8 protein-coding genes are annotated in these 7,732 nt (G+C 44.9%); 5 read left to right on the plus strand and 3 right to left on the minus strand.

All coding sequences use genetic code 11. From position 1 onward, the window contains the following. From AB4Z17_RS30115 to AB4Z17_RS30125, 3 genes are all read right to left on the minus strand, one after another. Window positions 1-963: ABC transporter substrate-binding protein (locus tag AB4Z17_RS30115; RefSeq protein WP_441963948.1), on the minus strand; the 963-nt coding region annotated here is incomplete at its 3' end. A 195-nt stretch (window positions 964-1,158) separates the two neighbouring features. Then, window positions 1,159-2,679, minus strand: coding sequence for a response regulator (locus AB4Z17_RS30120; protein ID WP_441910720.1), 1,521 nt, complete (start codon window positions 2,677-2,679; stop codon window positions 1,159-1,161). Then, window positions 2,672-4,591, minus strand: a complete 1,920-nt coding sequence (locus tag AB4Z17_RS30125; RefSeq protein ID WP_441910718.1) for a cache domain-containing sensor histidine kinase — start codon at window positions 4,589-4,591, stop codon at window positions 2,672-2,674. Before AB4Z17_RS30125 ends, AB4Z17_RS30120 begins: the two co-directional genes overlap by 8 nt. 106 nt (window positions 4,592-4,697) lie before the next feature. On the opposite strand from AB4Z17_RS30125, the gene AB4Z17_RS30130 reads away from it, so the two are divergent. From AB4Z17_RS30130 to AB4Z17_RS30150, 5 genes are all read left to right on the plus strand, one after another. After that, the gene (locus tag AB4Z17_RS30130; protein WP_441963950.1) at window positions 4,698-4,940 is read left to right on the plus strand and encodes a hypothetical protein; all 243 of its coding nucleotides are present in this window, start codon (window positions 4,698-4,700) and stop codon (window positions 4,938-4,940) included. Between the two features lie 150 nt (window positions 4,941-5,090). After that, window positions 5,091-5,399 carry a hypothetical protein gene (locus tag AB4Z17_RS30135; protein WP_339207312.1) on the plus strand — a complete coding sequence of 103 codons (309 nt, stop codon included), beginning with the start codon at window positions 5,091-5,093 and terminating at the stop codon, window positions 5,397-5,399. Window positions 5,400-5,543: 144 nt separating this feature from the next. Next, the gene (ku, locus tag AB4Z17_RS30140; protein WP_441910715.1) at window positions 5,544-6,377 is read left to right on the plus strand and encodes a non-homologous end joining protein Ku; all 834 of its coding nucleotides are present in this window, start codon (window positions 5,544-5,546) and stop codon (window positions 6,375-6,377) included. Beyond that, a complete protein-coding gene (locus AB4Z17_RS30145) occupies window positions 6,377-7,282 on the plus strand; it encodes an ATP-dependent DNA ligase (RefSeq protein WP_441910713.1) in 906 nt (301 codons plus the stop codon). The genes ku and AB4Z17_RS30145 overlap by 1 nt, the downstream gene beginning before the upstream one ends. Before the next feature lie 117 nt (window positions 7,283-7,399). Beyond that, on the plus strand, window positions 7,400-7,732 hold a 333-nt coding region (locus AB4Z17_RS30150), incomplete at its 3' end, for a hypothetical protein (RefSeq protein ID WP_441963952.1).

The raw sequence follows: 7,732 nt of genomic DNA on the forward strand, positions 1-7,732 counted from the left end.
ACCCATAACTGACCAGTTGTAAATAAGCGCTTTGCTTGCAGGAGTTGAAACTACTGGGTAGCCATAGCTTGCAGACCATAGGTTGTCAGCGAAAGGCTGAGTTGTCGCACGGTCTGAGAACCATTTGCCAGTCGTTTGAACATCTGTCATCGAATCCATTGTTGCTGCTTCAGTTGGAATGTAGCCAGCTTTATAATATTTGTGCATTGTAGTCAAAGCTTGTTTCATTTCTGGTGTATCTAGTACGTTAACCAATTTGTAATCCTTCGTATCGAGGGAAACAGCCATTGGAAGCTTCTCGATTACATAGTCATATGGCACGTAAGGCATTTGGTTTTTATCAACCGCGAAAGGATATACGCCTTGTTCGTTTTCTTTGATCGTTTTGAGCAATGGCTCAAGGCTCTCAAGTGTGTTCACTTTTGAAATATCGATTTTGTACTTGTCTACATACTGCTTGTTAAAGCGCCATACTTCTTGCGCTGGCAGCTCTTTGTTTGCAGGGATACCATAGTTGTGGCCGTCAATTTTTGAGCCTTCAAGGAAGGCAGGATCAAGTGTATCGACGATACCTTGACCGTGCGATTTCAACAAATCATCGATTTGCATGAATGCGCCTTTTCTTGCGTTCTGCACATAGTCAAACGCCCATGAAGACGTAAACATAATGTCTACTGCTTCACCGGAAGCCGTCATAACTTGCAGCTTCTGTGAGTAATCGCCCCAGTCAATCATGCTCATTTTGACCGTAACACCAATTTTTTCTGCTGTATATTTGCTTACTTCCTGCATAACCTTGTCCACATCTTTTTGAGGCGTACCAATTGTGTACCAGAGCAGTTCTACTGGTTTCTCGGCAGTGCCTTCACCTTCGTTTTTGCTTCCGCCGCACGCGCTAAGCACGATTGACATGACCAGCATCAGTGCAAGCGCCGGCATAAATCTCTTTTTGTTTCTAATCATTGTAAGTCCTCCCTATGTCTAGTTACGAAGCACAATTCAATTGCGTAAGCATACGCTTACTTTATTGCTCTGCCCTTAATTCGCGTTGCGTTTTAGGGCTAACTTAAAAATAACGGATGTAACGGTTTTCATATAGGGAACAAACTAAAGGTATGGTGTACAAATTAAAGAAAAAAAGGACTTCTCTATCTTGCATTAGAGTAGTCCTTTGTAATCTGTAGGAGAAATCCCTACATATTTCTTAAATTGTTTATAAAAATATCCAGTTTCCCAGTAGCCGACCTGAAGCGCAATTTCCTGCACCTTCAGATTCGTCTCCTTCAACATTTCCTTAGCTTTGCCTATTCGATATTTGTTTATATACTCGGTAAAGGTTTCATTTGTCTCCTTCTGAAACAGATGTCCGAGATAAACCGGATGGATGTTGTATTGCTGGCTGAGCGATTTTAGCGACAGCGCCTGTGCATAGTTCTCATGCACATATCCGAGCAGCAGCTGGATGATCGGGCTTTTCACGTCGCGCATAAGCGAATCCACCGTCAAGGTAGCTGCTTCTTTGACAACGGAGGAGAGCCCTTCAATCGTCTCGGCTTGCATGATTTGTGTGAATCCTGCTTTGAACAGCTCAGGCTGATCTGCCTGCTTAATTTCTTTGAGCTCCATTTTGAACCGTATCATCATCTCAATGGCCATACTTTGAATATATTCCGGCGTAACGCCGTCCAGCGTCTGATAATGCTCAAATTCAGCATCAATTGCCGCATGAAGCTGCTCTAGATCCTTCGCTTTAATCAACTTCGAGAATAAGGACCAATTCAGCGGCTGCGACGTTACGTTCTCAATACTGTTCTTCTCTGATAGCAAGCTATAGTCCAAAATAGCCGGCTCGTCGGATAATAAGAAATATTCCTGCGCCTTCTTCGCATGCGCGTAGCTCTGCGGCGCACCCTCGCCTACCGCCTCCACACTGCCAAGCGAAATACGCATCGGGCTCGGAGCGAACCGTTTCTGCATATTTTCAAGCATGCTCATCGCCTTTTCCTTACCCTGTTCCTTGTCCTCCAGCATAAACACGATAACCAAGTCGCCATCAATGTCCACAAACGGCAGCATCGACGGATCTTCCATGGCAAGCCGCTGTAGTGCTTCATAGGACGGCTCGAACTGACTTTCCGTTCGAATAATCGCAGTCACAAGATAAGGAGCATCCAGCCGGATTTCAAGCATATCGGTACGTTCGATCAGCTCATTTGGCGCAATGCGTCCAGTCAGCCACCGATACAATATATTATCCCTAAGAATGCGAATATCATAATCACTAAATAATCGGTCTGGCCTTGTCGTGTTCAATTTGTCGATAGTATTAGCCAGCGTCTCCTGCAGCTCGTCAATATTAATCGGTTTAAGCAAATAATTTTCCACACCAAGCTTAAGCCCTGACTTGATATAGTCAAATTCGTTGAAGCCGCTCAAAATAATGACCTTCAAATCCGGGCGGAATTGCCTTGCTTCGCGAATCAAAGTTAAGCCGTCCATCACTGGCATTGAAATATCCGTAAGCAAAATATCAGCCGATGACTCCTTTAACGCTTCAAGCGCATCCTGGCCATTTTCCGCTGAACCTACGATTTCAAGGCCAAACGCCGCCCAATCGATAATGTCGTACAAGCCTTCAATAATAAACGGCTCGTCATCTACAAGAAATACTCTATACATGCTGCGCCTCCTCTGCTACTGGGAATTCAATCGTTACGATCGTTCCGACGCCTGGCGTGCTGTTAATTTCAACACCATATTCCGTTCCGTACAGCAGCTTCAGTCTCTCATGCACGCTCCGAAGACCAAAAGAATCACCGCTTTCCTCCAGCATGTCCATCGACTCACGAATGGACGCGAGTCGCCCAGGCGCTATACCTCTGCCATTATCCTCGACTTGAATTTGTATGCGATCCTCTATCTGCCGAACATTTATTTTCACTTGGTTATCCGGCCTGCGCGCTTCTAGACCATGTACAACGTAATTTTCAATGATCGGCTGCAGCGCCATTCGCATTATACTTTTGCTAGCCAAGCTCTGATCGCAATGAATTTCATAAGACAGCTTGTCCTTATAACGAATCCGAAACAGCTCCAAATAGAGGCGCGAAGTCTCTAGCTCATCCTTGAGCGTGTTTTCACCTTTGGGCTGGACGAAGCTTTTGAATAACACCGATAAGCTGTATATCATTTCGCCTACATCCTTCGCTCCTTGCGATACGGCCCGCATTCGAATCACTTCGAGCGTATTGTACAAAAAGTGCGGATTCACTCTAGCCTGCAAAGCAGCAAGCTCTGTATGCTTTTGTTTAATCTCCGCTTTATAGACGCGGTCGATATGCTTTGTCAGCTCGCCGAGCATATCGTTAAAGCTTCTGGAAATTTGCCCAAGCTCGTCCTCTTTCTCGTCTTGGATGCGTGCGGACAAGTCGCCGTTCTCCACCTTGCGCATAAATCGTATGATTTTATTCGTTCGTTTCGCGAAATTGATAACAACCAAGGTCGGAACCAGCAGCACCATAATGATACAAATGATACTAATCAATGTTATCGTGTGCTTCAAGCCTTGATAGGCAGCAGCTACCTCCGCCTTCGGCGCTACACCAACTACGGTATAACCCGCTTCGGTTTGTGTGAACATCTTGACATAAGATTCCTGCTCAAGCATCACAGTGTCATTCAAGGAATCAATTTTATCGATATAAGGGTACCGTTTACCATAAAAGTTGTCTGAGGAATCGAAGAGCACTTCCCCTGTTGGTCCAAGGACAAGAATGTAGCCCTTTAATTGCTCTTTATAGCTCTCAAGTGCTTTTTGAATCCGTTCTGAGTTGAAATAAACGAGCAGCTGTCCTAGGTTTTTTAACGTATTTTTGTCCGTAATGGGAACACGTATCGCGAATAGCTTTGGATCCTGTTGTCCAATTGCCGTTCGTACCCATGCATTCGGCAGCGTTACTTTACTTCCCTCCATCGCCATGGCATCCGGGATATAGGAATGTGCGGCATTCGTAGATATTAACTTCGTTACATGCCCCTGCTTGTATGCGTACAAAAACTGCTTTTCCGAGCTGTATAGCAGCAGGTTCTCGATATCGGCATCATTTTCAACCTTATTTTCAAAATAATCCAGCCCCTTCGGCATGTCGATATTAATAGAAGAGGCATATTGATCCAATTGATAATTGATGTAATCCTCGAACGGATTTTGAAGGAAATAAGTAAGATGAAGGGATAAGGCTTCATTCCTATACACGTCGAGCATGATCGACTCCACTGATTCGAATTTACGTGTCATATAGTTATTTACGCTGTCGATCGCTTTTTTCTGATTTTCAAGCTCATTGCGCACAATAGATTCCGACATGACATTAAACATAAAATACGAAAAAGTTACGATCGTCACCGTTGTAATCAATGCAAACAACAAAATCATTTTCATGAAAAGATTATTTTTGACATAGTTGCGGTACAAGCTTTTTGCCTTCAAAATAAGCTCCTTTCCCGTGAATGATCGTTGCTCTATAGGTTGATCGGAGTTCACGATATGGGGTACAAGGTTTAATAATACTTCAGTATGATTTGCTGGCACAAGTATGCTCCTTAATAATCGGCAATTGAAGGGTACGGTTGAATGGCGCCTCGGAAGGGGCGTATAATGTAAAGGTGAGAGAATCCGCAAGATTGGAGATGAGAGCATGACAATTGGTAAAATGCTTCGAAATGTTTCCGTCGGACTGATATTCGGCATACTGGCCATTGGATTACTGCCGTTTCTGGTCATCTTTAACTGGGCGGAGATGCTCAATCTTGTCGAACTCGAAACCTCGCCATTATTTATGCTTCTTGGACGATTTATTAGACCGACCATTCGCAAGAAAAGCATGAACAGCGTGAACAACATGGACAGTCAGGAACATAAACAAGATTTCAATCAATAAGCTAGCAGCAGCCTAAACCGTTTGCATGAACGGAGACCCGGGAGAGCACCTTATTTTGGTGGCATTCTTCCGGGTCTTTCTTTCTCGCTTAAACGAGCGTTTTATAGTAAAATGGGGCGATGCAACACTATACGATTATGAGGTGCCCTTATGTCCATTAGCTTCACAACATCCATTATCAGCCGCTTAAAAAGAGAAATCGCTGACATGCAAAAGCAAACCAGCAACGATAAAAGCAAAAAAGAGAAAGCTCTCTCTAAAATAAAACAGCTGCAAAAAAACATCAAAATGAGCTCTTCCCCCACCGACCTTAGCAGCAAGATGACTCAAATTACGAAATTAAACGAAGAGGTAGCCAGAATTGACGCTTCGCAGGCTGCTTTAACGAAACAATTAGCTGCAAAAAATGCAGAGCTTCGGCAGCAGCTGGCCAAAAACGAGCAAAAAAGCGATAAATAGCTTTAGCATAGAGACCTTTTACAAGTTCAAATGAGCTTGCGAAGGGTCTTTTTGTTTTCAACTTGTTATGGTGAGATTGTCCATTCCTCGTATACTTTAACCAAACGCGCGCATCCTATGGAAAAAAAGCAGGGCGGGGATTGTATGCATACAGTTTGGAAAGGTGCGATCAGCTTTGGGTTGGTTCATGTGCCTGTAAAAATGTTTACGGCTACAGAAGATAAGGATGTTCATTTTCGCCAAATACATAAGGTTTGCGGCATGCCTATTTCCTATGTGAAGACTTGTCCTCACTGCGATGAAGCGGTTAAACCAGAGGATATCGCTAAAGGTTTTGAATACGAGAAGGACAAGTTTGTGCTCTTTAATGAAGAAGAGCTTGAAGCGCTAAAGCCTGAATCTGCACGGGTTATTCAAATTCTTGATTTTGTCGATTTATCGGATATTGACCCTCTCTATTATCAAAAAGCGTATTACCTCTCCCCCGACATGTCAGGGGCTGGAGCTTATACGCTGCTGCTTGAAGCGATCAAGCAAACAGGTAAAATCGGCATCGCCAAAATATCGATCCGAAGCAAAAGCAGCTTGGCCGCGATTCGCGTTGTCGGAAACTGCTTATGCATGGAGACGATGCATTATCCAGATGAAATTCGTCCGCTCGCAGAGGTGCCTAACCTGCCTGGACTGGCTAATGTCAATGAAAAAGAGCTGCAAATGGCAAAGCAGCTCATTGAACAGCTGTCTGAACCGTTTCATCCTGAAAAATATACCGATGATTACCGGGCTGCCATGCTTGAAGCTATTCAGCATAAAATGGCGGGCGAAAGCGTTGATATGGTCTCTGCTCCGGCTGTTGGACGGACGAATGTCATTGATTTGATGGCTGCGCTGCAAGCTTCCCTTGAAGCGGCCAAAACACCGCCTGCTGCTCCAAAGAAAAGGAAGAGTACCACTAGAAAAACGAAGGATGCCGGATAATGAACACGATGTCTTTGCTTCCTCTACCGAAGGTGCCTATGGCGCCAGTCACTTCGCCCGTTATCCCTACTGGCTCGGAGTGGGGATATCAAATCAAATGGGATGGCGTTCGCACACTCGCTCGATTAGACGGCAACGGCGGTGTTGAACTATTTTCCAAACGAGTAGAGCCGCGAAATACCACTTTCCCTGAAATTGTTGCGCTCTTGTCGCCGCTGCGCGTTGGGCCCTGCATTCTAGATGGTGAAATCGTCTATTTTGACGGAACTCGTCCAAATTTTCAGCGCAGCCGCCTAGGCGTGCAGAAAAGGTCAGGCAAAGATGATCTCTTATTCGTCATGTTTGATATGCTCAATGATAACGGTGAAGATTTGCGCAGCTTTCCCTTCCGTGATCGTTACAGCCGGCTTGCTGCCAAGTTTCCTGAAAAATCGCCGCGCCTGTTTGTCACCGACTTGTTTGATGATGGTCAGTCCTTATGGGAATGGCTTATCGAGCGGGAGTGGGAAGGGCTCATATCGAAGCGTCTGGATAGTCCTTACAGCGAGGGCAAAGGCCATAAGGATTGGTTCAAGAAACGGAAGGAAGTACGAATCGTCGCGGACGTTGTTGGGGTGAAATTAAGGGATGGCCTCGTGTCGAGCCTCGTGCTGCAATATGAGAATAAATATATTGGGCATGTGTCGGGGCTCGACAACGCGTCCAAAAAACTGCTGCTCCAGTTTATGCATGACCACCCTGGAGATTGCCCCTTCCCGTCGCTTTCGCAAGGCATGAAGAAATCAGACGTAGTCTGGCTTGCCGTACATTTCCCATGCAGGGTGACCGCACTCGAGTTTACCGATACGGGTCTGCTTCGCCAGCCGAAACTGCTAGGTTTTGGTGCGGGAGACGGCGAGGTTTAGCGCTGATGAAAAGTTTGATCGGATGATTAAAGAGGAGGTTGCCCCACAAGATCATATTACTTGCGGGACAACCTCCTCATACACTTTTCCGCCCACAACCCGCCAAATCCCCCACCATTGGCTGATTCAGTAAAAATAGCGCTAGAAACTAGACCTATTTTCAACAAATATGCAACTTTCACAGAAATAGGACTAGAAAGTAGGCTTATTTCTACTCATAACCCGCCAAATCCCCCACCATTGGCTGATTCAGTAAAAATAGTGCTAGAATCTAGACCTATTTTCAACAAACTTGAGCTTTTCGCGGAAATAGGACTAGAAAGTAGGCTTATTTTCACTCACAACCCGCCAAATGCCCCACTATTCGTTGATTCAGTAAAAATAGCGCTAGAATCTAGATCTATTTTCAACAAATATGCAACTTTCACAGAAATAGGACTAGTTAATAGC

The organism is Paenibacillus sp. TAF43_2, assembly GCF_052113545.1.
Classification (GTDB): domain Bacteria; phylum Bacillota; class Bacilli; order Paenibacillales; family Paenibacillaceae; genus Pristimantibacillus.

Bases quoted from the DNA above. Each gene is read 5' to 3' on its own strand.
- AB4Z17_RS30145 (WP_441910713.1), top strand. From the start codon at position 6,377: ATGAACACGATGTCTTTGCTTCCTCTACCGAAGGTGCCTATGGCGCCA.
- AB4Z17_RS30135 (WP_339207312.1), top strand. From the start codon at position 5,091: ATGTCCATTAGCTTCACAACATCCATTATCAGCCGCTTAAAAAGAGAA.
- ku (WP_441910715.1), top strand. From the start codon at position 5,544: ATGCATACAGTTTGGAAAGGTGCGATCAGCTTTGGGTTGGTTCATGTG.
- AB4Z17_RS30120 (WP_441910720.1), bottom strand. From the start codon at position 2,679: ATGTATAGAGTATTTCTTGTAGATGACGAGCCGTTTATTATTGAAGGC.
- AB4Z17_RS30130 (WP_441963950.1), top strand. From the start codon at position 4,698: ATGACAATTGGTAAAATGCTTCGAAATGTTTCCGTCGGACTGATATTC.